This is a genomic window from Gardnerella sp. KA00771, assembly GCF_049244045.1.
GTDB lineage: Bacteria > Actinomycetota > Actinomycetes > Actinomycetales > Bifidobacteriaceae > Bifidobacterium > Bifidobacterium swidsinskii.
In genome coordinates, this window is the sequence record NZ_CP058368.1 from 33,296 (window position 1) to 48,998 (window position 15,703).

The 15,703-nt window shown below is 44.6% G+C and carries 13 protein-coding genes; 9 read left to right on the forward strand and 4 right to left on the reverse strand.

From position 1 onward, the window contains the following. Positions 1–79: 79 nt before the first annotated feature. From HXT57_RS00145 to HXT57_RS00160, 4 genes are all read left to right on the forward strand, one after another. On the forward strand, positions 80–1,441 hold the full coding sequence (locus tag HXT57_RS00145) for an MATE family efflux transporter (RefSeq protein ID WP_004110141.1): 1,362 nt from the start codon (positions 80–82) through the stop codon (positions 1,439–1,441). Positions 1,442–1,506: 65 nt separating this feature from the next. Next, positions 1,507–2,967 carry a replicative DNA helicase gene (gene dnaB, locus HXT57_RS00150; protein ID WP_004110126.1) on the forward strand — a complete coding sequence of 487 codons (1,461 nt, stop codon included), beginning with the start codon at positions 1,507–1,509 and terminating at the stop codon, positions 2,965–2,967. 15 nt (positions 2,968–2,982) lie between these two features. After that, positions 2,983–4,401 (forward strand): Mur ligase family protein, encoded by a 1,419-nt coding sequence (locus HXT57_RS00155; protein WP_004110124.1) that lies wholly within the window; start codon positions 2,983–2,985, stop codon positions 4,399–4,401. 5 nt (positions 4,402–4,406) lie between these two features. Then, positions 4,407–5,201 (forward strand): type 1 glutamine amidotransferase, encoded by a 795-nt coding sequence (locus HXT57_RS00160; protein WP_285089432.1) that lies wholly within the window; start codon positions 4,407–4,409, stop codon positions 5,199–5,201. A 126-nt stretch (positions 5,202–5,327) separates the two neighbouring features. Here HXT57_RS00160 and upp read toward each other — a convergent pair whose 3' ends face one another. The 4 genes from upp to HXT57_RS00180 all read right to left on the reverse strand — a co-directional run bounded on the left by upp (position 5,328) and on the right by HXT57_RS00180 (position 10,989). Then, positions 5,328–5,966, reverse strand: a complete 639-nt coding sequence (gene upp, locus HXT57_RS00165) for a uracil phosphoribosyltransferase (RefSeq protein WP_004136544.1) — start codon at positions 5,964–5,966, stop codon at positions 5,328–5,330. A 318-nt stretch (positions 5,967–6,284) separates the two neighbouring features. Next, positions 6,285–6,938, reverse strand: coding sequence for a thymidine phosphorylase (locus tag HXT57_RS00170; protein ID WP_076003122.1), 654 nt, complete (start codon positions 6,936–6,938; stop codon positions 6,285–6,287). A gap of 46 nt (positions 6,939–6,984) precedes the next feature. Then, positions 6,985–8,181 carry an NUDIX hydrolase gene (locus HXT57_RS00175; protein ID WP_415705460.1) on the reverse strand — a complete coding sequence of 399 codons (1,197 nt, stop codon included), beginning with the start codon at positions 8,179–8,181 and terminating at the stop codon, positions 6,985–6,987. Between the two features lie 570 nt (positions 8,182–8,751). Beyond that, positions 8,752–10,989: an RNA degradosome polyphosphate kinase gene (locus HXT57_RS00180; protein WP_004110091.1), complete on the reverse strand. Its 2,238-nt coding sequence runs from the start codon at positions 10,987–10,989 to the stop codon at positions 8,752–8,754. A 662-nt stretch (positions 10,990–11,651) separates the two neighbouring features. Between HXT57_RS00180 and HXT57_RS00185 the strand changes: the two genes are divergently transcribed. The 5 genes from HXT57_RS00185 to HXT57_RS00205 all read left to right on the forward strand — a co-directional run bounded on the left by HXT57_RS00185 (position 11,652) and on the right by HXT57_RS00205 (position 15,632). Next, positions 11,652–12,383 (forward strand): MIP/aquaporin family protein, encoded by a 732-nt coding sequence (locus tag HXT57_RS00185; protein WP_116440305.1) that lies wholly within the window; start codon positions 11,652–11,654, stop codon positions 12,381–12,383. Between the two features lie 187 nt (positions 12,384–12,570). After that, complete coding sequence (locus tag HXT57_RS00190; RefSeq protein ID WP_415697963.1) at positions 12,571–13,620, forward strand: glutamyl-Q tRNA(Asp) synthetase; 1,050 nt, start codon at positions 12,571–12,573, stop codon at positions 13,618–13,620. A gap of 35 nt (positions 13,621–13,655) precedes the next feature. Further along, complete coding sequence (locus HXT57_RS00195; protein ID WP_415697910.1) at positions 13,656–13,964, forward strand: hypothetical protein; 309 nt, start codon at positions 13,656–13,658, stop codon at positions 13,962–13,964. Between the two features lie 30 nt (positions 13,965–13,994). Then, positions 13,995–14,795 (forward strand): YggS family pyridoxal phosphate-dependent enzyme, encoded by an 801-nt coding sequence (locus HXT57_RS00200; protein WP_004110083.1) that lies wholly within the window; start codon positions 13,995–13,997, stop codon positions 14,793–14,795. 21 nt (positions 14,796–14,816) lie between these two features. Beyond that, positions 14,817–15,632: a fumarylacetoacetate hydrolase family protein gene (locus HXT57_RS00205; RefSeq protein WP_004110082.1), complete on the forward strand. Its 816-nt coding sequence runs from the start codon at positions 14,817–14,819 to the stop codon at positions 15,630–15,632. Positions 15,633–15,703 lie beyond the last annotated feature (71 nt).

Genomic DNA, 15,703 nt, shown 5'->3' on the forward strand with positions numbered 1-15,703 from the left:
TGCTTTTGCATAAAATTTGTTAGCATATTGCAATTTTCTTTTATGCAAGCGTGACAAAGTAGCAGTAGAATGAAGCATTATGACAAATCAAAAGTTGGACAACCAGAACAAAAAAGACGTACTGCGCAATATTTGGCTACTAGCTGTACCGACTTTTGGACAGCTCATATCTGAGCCGGCATTTGTACTCATTGACACTGCTATTATTGGTCATATTGGCAAAAGTGCTCTAGCGGGTCTTTCTATTGGATCAACGGTACTTCTTACTACTACAGGTCTCTGCTTATTTTTGGCTTACAATACAACTTCACAGGTTGCGCGTCTCTTAGGCGCAGGTAAGCGTCGAGAAGGTTTTAGCATTGGTATGGATGGGTTGTGGCTTGCATTATTGCTTGGCATAATTCTTACAGTCATACTTATTTTCGCCGCTGAACCGTTATGTTACGCAATAGGCGCGCGTGGCTCTACGTTGCAAAATGCTATTGTTTACACACAAATGGTTATGCCTGGATTGCCTGCGATGTTGCTCGTGTATGCAGCAAATGGCATATTTCGCGGTCTTTGCAACGTGCGCATAACATTATTTGCTGCTGTAAGTGGAGCTGTTCTAAATACCATTCTCGATGTAATCGCAGTATTTGGTCTCAATATGGGAATCGCTGGTTCTGGTATTGCAACAATGATTGCGCAATGGTACATGGGACTTGTTCTCACTATTCCTGCAGTTATTTGGGCTACTCAAAGTGGTGCGCGTCTCAAACCGCATTTCCAGCATATTCTACATTCTGCTGGAACTGGTATGCCTTTGTTTGTTCGTACACTTGCATTGCGCGTGTGCATGGTAGCTACGGTTGTTACTGCGACTCATCTCGGTACTAATACTCTCGCCGCGTATCAGGTTGCTAACTCTTGTTGGAATTTTGTTATGAATATTTTAGATGCAATTGGTATTGCTGCGCAGACTATTGTTGCTGCAGCACTAGGTGCAGGCTGTCGTAAGCGCGCAGGAATGATTACGCGTATTTGTGCTCAAGTGGGAGCTGTAAGCAGCGTAGGAGTCGGTTTATTCATGATTTTCGTGGGTTGGAGTTGCGCGCCACTATTTAGTCAGCATACAGATATCCAGTTTTTAATTTCTGTAGGTATGACAATATTAGGATTGTTCTTGCCTCTTGCTGGATGGATGTGGGCACTAGATGGCGTATTAATTGGCGCAGGCGATCACCGTTACTTAGCAAAAGCTTGCTCAGTAATGGCTGCTGTGTATTTAACATTTTTGGCGCTCACAAGCGTTTTTGATGTCGTCGTCGACGCTAATGACGTGGTAAGAACTATTACTTTATGGGTTGTTTTAAATGCTGTTTATATTGGGGGGCGTGCAATAGGCAATAGTTTGCGCATAAGAAATGATACGTGGATGGACTCTGCGCTAAAAATGTAAATAAAGTTTTGTGTTAATACATTTACGTTTTTTCATAATACGTGCGCGCGTTTATACTCGTTTTTATGGCAGATAATGATATGTGGCAATCTACTAAAGGCAATGTTATCCGCGTAGGGAGCAATCGTGGTGGCAATGGTGACGCCTCTGCATATGGTTCTGGCGTTGCAAATCGTGGTGCTGAAGTAGGTGCTACGTTGTTTGATCGTGTGCCTCCTCACGATGTCGATGCAGAAATGGCTGTGCTTGGCGGAATGCTTATGAGCAAAGATGCTATTGGCGAAGTGTCTCAATTGCTTGAAACATCAGATTTTTATTTACCGCAGCACCAAACAATTTATGATGCTATTCTTACGCTTTTCGCTGGCTCACAGCCTGTTGATGTTGTGCTTGTAGCTAACGAATTAATGAAAGATGGAAATCTCGATAAAGTTGGCGGAGCTGACTATTTGCACAGCCTAGTAGCTTCTGTGCCAACAGCCGCAAACGCAATGTACTACGCAGATATTGTGCACCAAAATGCTGTTCTTCGTAACGTTATTACTGCTGGCACAAAAATTGCGCAAATGGGCTATTCTGCTTCCGGAGCGCAAGCAGAAGATATTGTAAATCTTGCGCAATCAGAAGTGTATGAGATGAGTGCCGGCAAAGTGCGTCAAGATTACGTTGCTATTGGCCCAGTTTTGCAAAATACTCTTGATCAGCTCGATAAAATGCAAAATCATGAACTTGAGCAAGGTGTGCCGACTGGATTTAGAGATATTGACGAAGTTACTCAAGGTTTGCAGCCTGGTCAAATGATTGTTGTTGCTGGTCGTCCGGCTATGGGTAAGTCAACACTTGGCATTGATTTCGCTCGTTCAGCAGCACTGCACCACAATATGACGTCTATTGTGTTCTCTCTAGAAATGAGCAAAGTGGAATTGGCTCAGCGCATTATTGCTGCAGAAACTAATATTCCGCTTGCTGCTATGCGAAGAGCGGAAGATATTACTCCGGATCGTTGGAATACTCTTAATACTTTTTGGACAAAAATGCAAAACGCTCCGCTTTTTATTGATGACAGTCCAAATATGAGCTTGATGGAAATTCGCGCAAAATGCCGTCGTTTGAAGCAAACTAATGATCTGAAACTGGTAGTTATTGATTACCTTCAGCTGATGAGTTCCGGCAAGCGCGTGGAAAGCCGACAGCAGGAAGTTTCGGAATTCTCACGTGCGCTTAAGTTGCTTGCAAAAGAGCTTGAAGTGCCAGTTGTGGCATTGAGCCAGCTTAACCGAGGGCCGGAAATGCGAAACGACAAGAAACCACAGCTTTCAGATTTGCGCGAATCTGGTTCTATTGAGCAGGATGCTGACGTTGTGTTCCTAGTGCATCGCCCTGATTTTTACAATAAGGAAGATCGCCCAGGCGAAGCAGATATTATTATGGCAAAGCATCGTAACGGCCCTACTGACACGTTTAATCTTGCCTTCTTGGGTGCAACTTCCAAGTTCATGGATATGCCGCAAGACTACCAGCAGTAAGGGGTGTGATTTAGTATGTCAAGCCGCGACCATGAATCGCATAAAAAGTTGCGTCAAAATTTGCATAAGCATTGGTACAGTTTTGCAATGCCTGCTGTTGGTAAACTTGTTTGCGCTCTTTCTAGGGTGCTACATCATGGCGGAAGCGCATTGCCGGGGAAAGTTATTGAGAGCCTTGATTCCGGCTTTCTAGCGCGTACTCTTGCATCATTGCCATACGGAATAGTTCTTATTTCCGGAACTAATGGCAAAACTACCACAACGCGTATGGTAACTTCTATGCTGCGTGACGCAGGGCTTAATGTATTTACTAATCCAACCGGTTCAAACTTTACTAGAGGAGTAGTGGCATCTCTTGCAAAAATAATGCCGGCTTTTGGCACAAAATTAAATGCGGATATTGCAGTTTTAGAGCTCGACGAAGCGTACGCAGTGCATTTTGTAAATCAAATCAAGCCTCGTTATTCTTTATTGCTAAATGTTATGCGAGATCAGCTCGATCGATTCGGCGAAATTGACACAACTGCAAAACTATTAAGCAATGTAGCTGCAGCAACTGAAGGAACGGTAGTGCTAAATCGCGAAGATTCACGTATTTGCGCGCTTGCAAAAGTTGTTCCTTCCGGGACTTGTGTGCGGTATTTTGGTTTGGATGACGCAGTAAAAAGCATGTTCCCAACGGATGATGATTTGCACAATACTGCTGAAAAAAGCGAAAATTGCAAAGATACTGCAGAAAGCAAGGCTAACAATCTTCCTAAAGCAGACGTTGTGCTTTCAAAAGTTGGAGACCATGAGGCCGAGTTTATACTTGATGGCAAGAGTAAAACCACATCTGTAAAACTCGACGGCGCTTACAACATTTTCAACGCTGCTGCAGCTGCAACAGTAGTTCGCGCTATATTAGCGGATGCTACAAAACAAAATTCTGCGCTGCAAAAATTCGACGACGACGCGCTTATGGAAGCGATTTCGCACGTAACTCCTGCTTTTGGTAGAGGAGAAGTAATTGAAGTTAATGGCGCTCCTGTTGAGCTTGTTTTAGTGAAGAATCCTATTGGTTTTAGACTTGCGATTGCTTCGGACCATCCACAAAATCACGATACCATGATTGCAATTTGTGACGAATACGCTGACGGTAGAGATATGAGCTGGCTGTGGGACGTTGATTTTGCAAGCTTTAGCGGCACTGGAGTTGCGTGTGTTTCGGGCACTCGCGCATGGGATATGGCTTTGCGGTTGCAATACGATAAGGTTGAGGCTCGCAATGTGAATACGGATTTGGAAGAAGATGCTAAAGCTTTTGTAAATGGCGATTTTAGTGGCAATACTAAAAATGCTAAGCGCATATATTGCACGTATACTGCTATGCTTCGCGTGCGCGCTGCTTTAGCACAACTTGCGGAAGTTAAAGACGTTGGAGTTGGGAAGTAATTGTCATGAATGGTTCCAGTGATATTAGTAAAGCAAATGCTACTTTTGAAGAAAATCGCGTGCTAGATATTGTGTCGTTGTACCCGAAAGACATGAATATTTACGGGGACTACGGGAATGTGCTTACAATTATGCGCCGAGCGGAATTGTATGGCTACGAGCCTGTGCTACGCGAGTACAATGTTGGCGATTTATGGCCAGAACACGTGGATATGATTCTTGGTGGCGGTGGTCAAGATCATGGTCAAAGTAGAGTCACTGAAGATTTATTTGCGCGAGCAGACGCGATTCGTGGGCTTGCAAAAGATGGCGTTCCAATGCTTATGATTTGTGGTCTTTACCAGCTTTTTGGAGAGTATTTTGAAACCGTTGATGGTCAAAAGCTTAAAGGAATTGAAATACTTGGCGAGCATACGGTTGGTCAAGACGTGCGCATGATTGGAAATCTTGTGGAGCATAGTGCCGATTTTGGCGATATTGTGGGATACGAGAACCATTCTGGGCGCACAAGCTTGGAAGATGGCACGCTGCCACTTGGCTCGGTTGATAGTGAAAATTGCGGTAACAATGGCAAAGATCACACGGAAGGAGCGCGCAAATACAATGTTATTGGAACGTATATGCACGGCTCAGTTTTGCCGAAAAATCCGCGTCTGGCTGACTTTTTAATTCGTACCGCTGCACAAAATCGTTACGGCGAATTTTCGCCAAAGCAAACTGATGCTCAACGCGCGGAGCTTGCGAAACTAGACGAATTAGCAGAGCGCGCTCGCGAAGTGGCCGTAACTCGTCCTCGGTAAGAGATTTATCTGCGCTAAAATTTGTTAACGCTAAACACAAAAGCCTGCTGAACTTGCAAAGTGTTGCAAATCAGCAGGCTATTTTGTAGTTTTTGATTCTAGTTTTCGCTTGATTTGGTGAGTGTATTAATCAATCAAACCATACAAGCGGTCGCCAGCGTCGCCAAGACCTGGAACGATATAAGCTTTGTCGTTCAAATGCTCGTCAACAGCGCAAACAACAACCTTAAAATCGATGGAAGGATCAAGTTCCTTCTCCAAGCGCTCTAAGCCTTCTGGGGCTGCCAAAATGTTAATAGCAGTAACATCCTTAGCGCCGCGCTCAGCCAAATAATGCGTAGCGGCAATAAGAGTGCCACCAGTGGCAAGCATTGGGTCAAGAAGGAAGCATTGACGACCGGTCAAATCTTCTGGCAAACGGTTGGCATAAGTGACAATGTCGAGCGTCTGCTCGTCGCGCTTCATGCCAAGGAATCCAACCTCAGCGGTTGGAAGAAGGCGAGTCATGCCATCGAGCATGCCAAGACCAGCGCGCAAAACCGGCACAACCATTGGGCGTGGGCGGTTCAAATGCTTGCCAGTCATCTTGCAAATAGGAGTTTCAATCTCGCGATCGCTAACTTCCAAATTACGGGTTGCTTCGTATGCTTCGAGGGTTACCAATTCGGAAACCAACTCGCGGAAAATATTAGAAGGTGTATTCTTATCACGCAAAACGGTGAGCTTGTGGTCCACCAGCGGATGATGTAAAACATGAAGATCCATACCTTCTAGGGTAATGCAAGCATGGCATGTTAAGCTATCGGCGTGCCGTTATTTTTGCGCAAAATATAAACAAATGTGAGTAAAAATATATATTTTATCTAAAATTAGCTAGCAAAATCTAAAAACTAAAACTAAAACTAAAACTTAAAATTCAAGATTCAGAACAGAAACGATACTGACTTGCGAAAGCGCCTGTCGGCGCAAACGCCGCTCGCAGCGGCAAAAAATGGAGCCCGGGGCTTAAACACAAGCCAGCATCATTTTGAGTATACCTTGTTTTCTATTTTCACGCGCCGCACAATTTTAATCGCAAATAATTTATTCCAACTTTTCTGCGCGCCATAATTTCGCTCCATGAGCAAAAGATAACGAAAGTGCGTGCATATTTGCTGAGATATGCAAAACTTTTGCAATTTTCTGCGTGTGCATTGTATTTGCTTGTTTGTCTAACTTTTTTGCGTAAACTTGCATTCCGCGCGCAATAATCGAAGTAAAAGCTGAAGATCGGTAAAGCGCTACAGCAAAATCGCCTGTAAAAGCACCAGAAAGAATAGAATCTGCAAGTCGCGCAATATCTTCTCCTGTAGGAGCTTCGTCAATTCCTGTAATAGCGGATGCGCTTGTTGTTTCAGGTTCGCCAAGACTCCAGTACTCAGCGTAAGCTTCGCGCTGTTTTCGTAGCGACATGCGCAATAAATAAAGTCGCCACAACATTCCAGGAATAGACTCTGCTTCCGCATGGCTCCACAAATCTGCAATAACTTCAATGCCCTCATTTTCAACCAAATTCAGCACGCGCTCAACAATTTCCGGCGACTGCGTTTTATGAACGCGGTTAAGCAGAACGGCGGCGGAGGTGTGGCTAATTTCGTTTACAACCTGCGGATCCGTGCCGCCTTCAATCTGCGTGAGCATTGCAGGATCCATTTGTGCAGGTCGGCTTGGGCGGGCAGAGCCTGTAGGACTTGGCATAAAAGCAGATCTGCTTGAATGAATAGAACTCGATTGCGAATTTAAACTAGTAGACACTTGGAAGAACCTTTTCAATATCAATAATGCGAGCGCCTTTAGGGGTACTAATTATGTGCAAAACTATTGCGCTTCCCGTAGGCATGTATGGAGATTTTTGGCTGAGTATGCGCTTGTGTGCTCGAGGCTTTGTTATTTCGCGCAAATAATCGAAGAAAGTGCCAATCACTGGGCGGTGCAGGCACATGACTGTTGCTTTGTTGGTAGCGATTGCGTTGCTAGCTGCGCTTGTATTTTGTGTGTGGCACTCAAGATTTTGTATTTCGTTTATAAGCACAGACAATGTAGATTTTGGTTGTTTCTCGTGATGGTCTTCAGTAAGTTCCGCAACCTGTTCTATTTGAAGTGAAGAGTCGTGTGCAAAAGCCGCAACCGTTTCAACGCAACGCTTCCAAGGTGACGATATGATTTTATTCGGCGCGTAGCAGGCAAGCTCGCGTCCTAGAGCGTATGATGCGGCTGCTCCAAGAGGTGTGATTGGTCGAGTCGCTTCGCTTCCTTGCCAAGTTTTTCGAGACTCAGCTTTTCCGTGACGCACTAGAAGCAACGTGCTGTATTCTGCTTTACCTGCGTGGAGCTTTTCTAAGAAAGCGTCTAGCACTTCACGGTCGCTATCGTGCGTAAGCTTTTTTCGCGCTTGAGAAGGAGTAAGCCATAAAACATTGCCAATTTCAGTAGGTTTTGCTGGCTTAATTGGTCCGAAAGCAGGGAGACGCTTTGCTGCAGTTGGCTTGTCGATTAAGCGCATCATCCAGTAGTGGATTCGCTTTATTACTTCCGGCTGAGAATTGCGATTTTGGCTGCTATTTGATGAGCTGTTCTTGGAAGATTTTTTGCCTTCGCGCTCAAGCGGATACTCTATTTTGGCAATGTGTGGGCCTAGTGTGACTGAATATCCTGTTTCTTCTCCAACTTCGCGCACGGCTGTGTGGCGATGCGATTCGTTTGGCTCATTCTTTCCTTTTGGCCAGCTCCAATCGTCATATTTAGGACGGTAGACTAGGCAAAGCTCAAAATCGTCGTCGCTAGACTTTATTGCGCTGATTGGCTTATTCGCATGGTTTGGATTTATTGCATTGCTGCCTGTTTTTGTCTCTTCATCTGCATTTGAGCTGTTTGTAGTATTGCGCTTGCGATAAATAATTCCGCCAGCTGCTTCAACGTATTGCGTCGTTACTGCACTCATATTCACTATTTTAGCGGTTTTCTTTCGCAATTTTTAGTTGTGCTTGGTTATTTATTGCAATTCGATTATTTGCTCATTTGGTTAGAATCAATTTAGTTGCTGATTTTTGTATATTTGCGCTGCTTACGTTTATCACAGTCATGACTGTGATATAAGTGTTGTTACAGTCATTTTTCTCGTTCGTAACAGTGATTTTCGTATACATGACTGTCATTTTTTGATTTTGAACGTGATTGGCTATATTTTGACAGTGATCTTATGTATTTTGACCGAGATGCGTAGATCTATGACAGTCATTCTGGCTTCCGCGACTGTGATACCACAAGTTATGACTGTGATACAGATGTGCTGAGTAAGTCAGATATTTTGTTATATAACCCAAAATTCCTAAAACTGGCAAATTATGGCGTAAAAAACTTCCTAAAACTGACAAATGGTGCTGTAGAAATTTCGGCTATTGCCGGAAATGCTTGAGATTTAGCCAGATTATAAAGGGTTAATAAACACAACAAGAGCCAGAAACATGTTACTGAATCTGGCTCTTGCTTATTGTTTATTAGTTATTTGCGATTAATTCGCGCCGCGAGGCTTGCGCGTGTGAGTATGAATCAAGTAAGCCTGGCTGTCAACGAGCGGACGGCCTTCCTTATCACGAGAATGCAAGGTATACGTGCCGTCGCCATCCATCCACCACGAAACAGTTGAATCAGCCATTTGCAAATCAATATACTGAATTAATGCTTCAACTTGATCAGGCGCAGTAATGCGAACTAGGGTTTCAACTCGACGATCAAGATTGCGGTGCATTAAATCAGCCGAGCCAATCCACACTTCTGGACCACTTGCAGGACCGTCACCAATCTGCGGGCCACAAGAATTAGCGAACGCGTAAATACGGCTGTGCTCAAGGAATCGACCAAGAATAGAACGAACGCGAATATTCTCACTCAATCCCTCAATGCCAGGCTTCAGTGAGCAAATTCCACGCTCAACAATATCAATCTTCACGCCAGCTTGAGAAGCACGGTATAAAGCGTCGATAGTTTGCTCATCAACTACGGAATTGACCTTAATCTTAATCCACGCTTCCTTGCCAGCAAGAGCTGCGGCTTCCTCGCGGCGAATACGCTGAATAATGCCAGTGCGAACGGTTCGTGGAGCTACAAGTAAGCGATGGAAGCTTGACTTTGGGGCATAACCGGAAAGCTGGTTAAACAAGCGAGTCAAATCCTGTCCGACTACAGGATCGCAAGTAAGCAACCCCAAATCAGTGTAAAGGCGAGCAGTCTTAGGATTGTAATTACCTGTGCCAACGTGGCAGTAGCGACGCAACCCTTCTGCTTCTTGGCGTACCACGAGTGAAAGCTTGCAGTGAGTCTTCAAACCAACAATGCCGTACACAACGTGAACGCCTGCGCGCTCAAGCTTACGAGCCCAAGCAATATTTGCGTCTTCGTCAAATCGTGCCTTAATCTCAACCAGCGCAAGTACCTGTTTGCCAGCGTGAGCTGCGTCAACAAGAGCGTCAATAATTGGCGAATTGCTAGACGTTCGATACAAAGTTTGCTTAATTGCAAGCACTTTTGGATCTGCAGCAGCCTGCGCGAGGAATGCCTGTACAGAAGTAGAGAACGAATCGTAAGGATGATGCAGCAAAATGTCATGCTCGCGAATAGAAGCGAAAATATCTTGAGCGTGGCTAGTTTCAACTTCCGCAATCTGACGGTTCGTAGTAGGAATAAACGGACGATACTTCAAATCTGGGCGGTCAAGCGCCTGCAATTCAAACAATACCGTCATATCAAGCGGCGAAGGCAAGCGATAGACTTCCTCAGGGCTTACGCGAAGTTGATTTGCAAGAAGCTGAGAAAGGAATGGGCTGGCCTCGTTAGAAATTTCCAAACGAATTGGCGGTCCAAAGCGGCGGCGAAGAAGTTCCTTCTCCATAGCGTTAAGCAAGTTTTCTGCATCGTCTTCCTCAACGTCAATATCTTCGTTACGCGTAACGCGGAAAGAGCGAGCTTCCTTAATAATCATTCCTGGGAAAAGTGATTCCAAGTGTGCTGCAATCAGCTTTTCCATAGTGATGAAGCCGTAGCGCTCTTCGCGACCTTCTTCGTCTGTTAAATCGTCAACTGGTACAAGGCGATTCAAATTATCTGGAATTTTTACGCGCGCAAAATGCGACTTTCCAGAATTTGGATTTTCGACGATAACAGCCAAGTTAATAGACTTGCCGGAAATGTATGGGAATGGGTGAGCAGGATCCACTGCAAGAGGCGTAAGAACAGGGAATACTTGCTTTTTGTAGTAATCAGACAAACGTGCTTTTTCTGATTCTGTAAGCTTATCCCAGCTGAGCAACACAATGCGCTGTTTGGCAAGCTCAGGAAGAATGTGCTCAATAACATAGTGAGCGTGCTCATCTTGACGGCGGTGAGTTACTTCACTAATAGCGCGCAATTGCTGACGAGGGCTTAAGCCGGATGCTGCAGTTACTGCTATTCCAGAATCTATTCTGCGCTTTAATCCTGCAACTCGAACCATAAAGAATTCGTCGAGATTTGACGCAAAGATAGCAGCAAAATTAGCGCGTTCAAGAAGTGGCAAATCTGTATTCTGAGCCAACTCGAGCACGCGACGATTGAACTTCAACCAGCTTAATTCTCGGTCGAAGAAACGATCTTTTGGCAACGGTAGCTCACCCTCACGAGCTTCACGCTTTTCTGCCTTTTCATCTTCGGCGATGTGTTCGGCAATTTGACCGCGCAGTATCGCCTTTGAGGGAGCGTCAAAAATTTGTACCATATTCTGTAATTGTATGCGTTGCAAGGGAAGTGCGCGACTGAGTGTCGATTTTATTGCTTGCTTTGCGCTCTAAAAATATCTTGCGACACGCCGGAGTGTGTCTCATGCGAACGTAATTTAACATGATAACCTTTGCATGTTCACAAAATGCCGCAAGAGTTGCGATTTTTCGTGTGCAATTGAACAGTAGTGACAATATGTTAACAAAGGCTAATTTGCTCTTTACTATTAGGCAAAAAACGATGATAATAATAATTACAAAAACAAAAAAGAGATAGCGGTAACCCACAAAAGTGTATGGATATGAAATCCGTGGACGTTGGACGGGATATTTAAGACTTTAACCGTTGCAACGAGGATGTTGTGAAGATGAAACCGCAGATATTGTTTTTGTAGATAAGAGGCTCGCCAAGGTGGCGGGCCTCTTTTGGTGTGAGGGCGATTTTACTATTTACGCAGACTGTCGCGCGTATAAGGGAAACTATCAAAGAATAAATGTTGGAATTCATTTTCTTAGCTTCTTTGAAAATGAGAATATATTGTGTTCCATGCTGTGCTAATCGCAATTGCGAGTTGTTGGACGATTGTTAAGCGACGAGTCGTTATTTATACGCGTGATTACGTGTGTGGAGTTTGAAACAAGTAAGAAGGATCGAAGGACCATGCAACATTCGTTTATGGCAATGTTGGCTGCAGAATTTATTGGCACTGCTATTCTCATGATTTTCGGAAACGGTGCTGTAGCAAACGTTGAATTAAAAAATACTAAAGGACACCATGCTGGCTGGCTAAATATTGCTATGGGCTACGGTTTTGGCGTGATGTTCCCAGTGCTCATGTTTGGCGGAATCTCAGGTGCGCATATCAATCCTGCTATGACAATTGCGCAAGCTGTAAACGGCATGTTCCCGTGGGCTAACGTTGCGCCTTATATTGTAGCTCAGCTTTTAGGCGCGCTGGTTGGTCAGCTTATTGTGTACGTAACTTATTTGCCGCATTACAACGAAACTGAGGAGTCAGAAGCAATTCTTGGCACTTTCTGCACTACGGATGCGTATAACAACAAAATTAACTACCTCCTTAACGAGTTCTTCGGCACGCTTGTGCTTGTTTTAGCTGCACTTTGCTGCCTTACTTCTCCTTGGGGTGAGAAGAATTTGGCTGGCGCTTCAATCGTCGTTGGCTTCGTTGTTTGGGGCTTGGTGACTTCTATGGGTGGTCCAACTGGTCCTGCTTTGAATCCTGCTCGTGATCTTATGCCGCGTTTGCTTCACGCAATTTTGCCAATTCCGCACAAGGGATCTTCTCGCTGGGGTGAAGCGTGGATTCCAGTTATTGCTCCTATTGCCGGCGCAATCTTGGGTGTGGTTATGTATAAGTCGTTATTTGCATAAAACATTTGCTTTTAACTGTGATTGATTGCGGTTTATTGCGATTGTAAGAAGCGCGTAATGCTAGTATGAATGCGTTACGCGCTTTTTATTTTGCAAGCTTATGCTTTGCAAGCTTGTGCTTATTAAGAAAAATATTGGAAAAGATTTTAAGAAAGATTTTAAGAAAGATTTTAAGAAAGACGAAATCATGTTTTCAAAGTCAACTATTGCAATTGGTCGTTTTGCGCCGACTCCTTCCGGGCGTATGCATATTGGAAACATGGTAGCAATGTTGGCTGCGTGGCTTTCTGCAAAATCGCAGGGTGGCCACATGCTTTTGCGTTTGGAAGATCTTGATATTGCGCGAATGCCGAAAGATGCTAGCGCGCGAGTTGTTGACGATTTGAAGTGGGCTGGTCTTGATTGGGTTGGTGAGCCTACTTATCAGCATAAGCGCACTGCAATCTACCAAGAAGCTCTTGATGCGTTAGAATCTTTGCAAGATGCTGACGGAAATTCGTTGATTTACCCGTGTTTTTGCTCGCGTTCCGATATTCGTGCAATCGCAGCTCCGCAAGAAGGCGACGGTTTTATACGCTACCCGGGTACGTGCAGAAATCTTCGCAAAACTGCGCAAGGTTTGTCGCAAATCGAAAAGCGTTTGCAAAATAATCAGCAACATTCTTTAAGGCTTGCAGTGCCGCCTGCTGATTCGCTGCAAGCAAATGTGAGTTTTGAAGACGCGATTTTTGGTGTGCAATCTTTTAATATTGATCGCGATTTGGGGGATATGGTGATTCGCCGCGCGGATGGCGTTTTTTCTTATCAGCTTGCTGTTGTTGTTGACGATGTCTTGAGCGGAGTAAATGATATTGTGCGCGGCCGCGATTTGCTTCGTTCGGCAGCGCTTCAAATTTGGATTGGTGAGCTGCTTGAAAAATCGGGATTTTTTGCGGCTTATGGCGTGCACTATGTGCGTCCGCAATTTGCGCATTTACCGCTGATTGATAACGCACAAGGCGAGCGACTTGCAAAAAGTAAGCACTCGCTAGACGTCGGTGCTCTTCGTGAATCTGGCTGGAGTGCCGAGCGCATGATTGGCTATTGCATGTATCTTTTGGGATACAAAAAGCCTGGTCAAAATCAGCCTGTAGATATGAGTGCCGACGATGCTCTCGCGTTGTTTGAAAGCTTTGACACGCCGTGGGATTCTGTTCGCGCAAACCTAGCCGACAAATCCGTGCCCTTCCTCGACTAAACTATGTATTTAGACTGAGAAAAGGAAGGGTTGAAATGAAATTTAGTGAATTGAGTAAAGAAGAGCAAAAAGATTTTGCGGAATATGGCGAGATTATTTCAAAAGAAATGGAAGCAAAATCGGAACCAGATCCAGGAGATCCAACTTTGGATTCTCGTTGGGATCCATCTCGTGAATTGAGCAGATTGAATTATCGCCGTCACGCAATTGAAAAAGAGATAAATAACGCTGTGTACAAAAGCCGCAAAAATGGTCAGTCTTGGAATACAATAGGTCGCGCACTTGGAGTTACTGCAGAAGCTGCACGTCGTAAATATAGTGATAAAATTCCTCAATTAGTGTGACTTTTTTATGAGATTAGATTGGGGCAATAAATGGCATATATGGCGCAAAAAGATTTAGCGAATACTGAGGTTGATTGTGTTCGTGCGCGTCAAATTGCCGACGGCGTGCACAGCGTGCAAGACGCCATTGCTCAAGCCGAATCGCATTATGGTCGCAAAGCTGAGTCGGTTACGCTACTTGCCGCAACTAAAACGCGAGATGTTGGCGAAATTATGGCAGCGCTTAAAGCTGGGGTGAGAGTAATTGGGGAAAATCGCCCACAAGAAATCGTTGCAAAAGCCGAAATTTTACGCGCGGAAGCTGCTAGAGAAGGTTTAAGCGTTGGTGTAAACGGCGAAATTCCGCTCTACTTAATCGGTCAACTGCAAAGCAATAAAATAAACAAAGTTTTACCACTTGCAAATGGTATTCAGTCGGTTGACGGCATTGAACTTGCGCAAAAGATATCTGCTCGCGCGCAAAATTTGGGACTTTGTGTAGACGTTATGTTGGAAGTGAACGTTTCGGGAGAAGCTACGAAATCGGGGTGCGCGCCAGAACGCGCGATTGACGAAGCGTTCGCTATATCTAGTCTTCCGGCACTTAATTTGCACGGATTTATGACGCTTGGAGCGCGCGTGGATGATGAAACAATAGTGAGAAGCGGTTTCGCAAAATTGCGAGAAATTAGAGATTGTGTGAGTAAACAACTCGTGCAAGATTATGATGGAAGCTCTGTAAAATTAGAGCTTTCGATGGGAATGTCTGGTGATTTTGCGTGGGCGATTGCCGAAGGTTCAACAATGGTCAGAATCGGTTCGGCAATCTTTGGCCCACGCGCATTTGTGTAGTGTGCTGCGTAATCTTGAACTATGAGAATTGCACGTTTTTCATATAATGAAGTTCCGCAATACGCTTTCGTTCAAAAAGACAAAGCCGACGGTAAAGATTATTTAGTAGCGCTTGAAGGTCATCCTTTAAGCTCGCAAGGAGTTAAACCAACTGGTAAACGTTACGCGTTGGATGCGGATGGCGTGCGCTTGCTTGTACCTGTAATTCCTTCGAAAGTTTACGGCTTGGCAAAAAATTACGATACACGTTCCGACGATGAGCGCGCTACTTCTTCTGCGGCTTCTTCACATACTGCTGCAGATATGGTGATTTTTACAAAGCCGAGCACTTCTGTAATAGGACCTGACGATCCGATTGTTATTCCTACTTGCTCAAACGACATGAATTTTGAGCCAGAAGTGGCAGTTGTTATGGGCAAAATCGCCAAAAATGTGACGGCAGATACTGCAATGAATTACGTTTTTGGCTTTACATGCGTAAACGACGTAACTTTACGAGATTGCGCAGGAAGCGACCCAATGTGGACGCGCGCAAAAGGTTTCGACACTTCTTGCCCGCTTGGACCTTGGATTACAACCGAGCTAAATTGGCGCGATGCACATATTTCATTTACGCTTAATGGTGAAAATGTGCCAGAAGCGAGTGGCACCACAGCTCGACTTATTCACAGTATTCCTGAGCAAATTGCTGCGATTTCAAGCTTCTCAACGCTTCTTCCGGGAGATGTGATTTTGACAGGAACTCCATACCCGGCTGGGACTTTACGCGCGGGTGACGAAGCTATCGTGCACGTAGATGGCATTGGCTCTTTGCGAAACGTTGTTGTAAGTGAATAAGAGTTAAAGGAAAGGGTGTCTTATTTGTAAGACACCCCTAAGTTTTTCCATAAACTGTAATTTAGCAAATC